The sequence below is a fragment of the Alsobacter ponti genome, from assembly GCF_024294805.1.
Taxonomy (GTDB): domain Bacteria; phylum Pseudomonadota; class Alphaproteobacteria; order Rhizobiales; family Beijerinckiaceae; genus Alsobacter; species Alsobacter ponti.
This window is the reverse complement of record NZ_JANCLU010000056.1, coordinates 1-572: the sequence shown is the minus strand read 5'-3', so window position 1 is coordinate 572 and position 572 is coordinate 1. Positions and strand designations below refer to the sequence as shown.

The 572-nt window shown below is 66.8% G+C and carries 1 protein-coding gene; it reads right to left on the bottom strand.

Features of this window, described 5'->3' with window-relative positions; genetic code table 11:
* The coding region (locus tag NK718_RS21855; protein WP_254746847.1) for a GTP-binding protein at nt 1–572 on the bottom strand (572 nt) is incomplete at both ends.

The window sequence follows — 572 nt, the reverse complement described above, 5'->3', positions numbered from 1 at the left end:
CCGATGATCTCGATCTCCTCGCCCACCTTCACCACGCCGCGCTCGATGCGCCCCGTCACCACCGTGCCGCGGCCCGAGATCGAGAACACGTCCTCGACAGGCATCAGGAACGGCTGGTCCTTCGGACGGTCCGGCTGCGGGATGTAGCGGTCCACTTCCTGCATCAGCTTGAGGATCGCGTCATGCCCGATCTCCGGGCTGCGGCCCTCCAGCGCGCACAGCGCCGAGCCCTTGACGATCGGAATGTCGTCGCCGGGGAAGTCGTACTTCGACAGAAGCTCGCGAACCTCCAGCTCCACCAGCTCGAGAAGCTCGGGGTCGTCGACCATGTCGACCTTGTTCATGAACACCACCAGCGCCGGAACGCCGACCTGGCGCGCCAGCAGGATGTGCTCGCGCGTCTGCGGCATCGGGCCGTCGGCCGCCGACACCACCAGGATCGCGCCGTCCATCTGCGCCGCGCCCGTGATCATGTTCTTCACGTAGTCGGCGTGCCCGGGGCAATCCACGTGCGCGTAGTGGCGGTTCTGCGTCTCGTACTCGACATGCGCCGTCGAGATCGTGATCCCGCG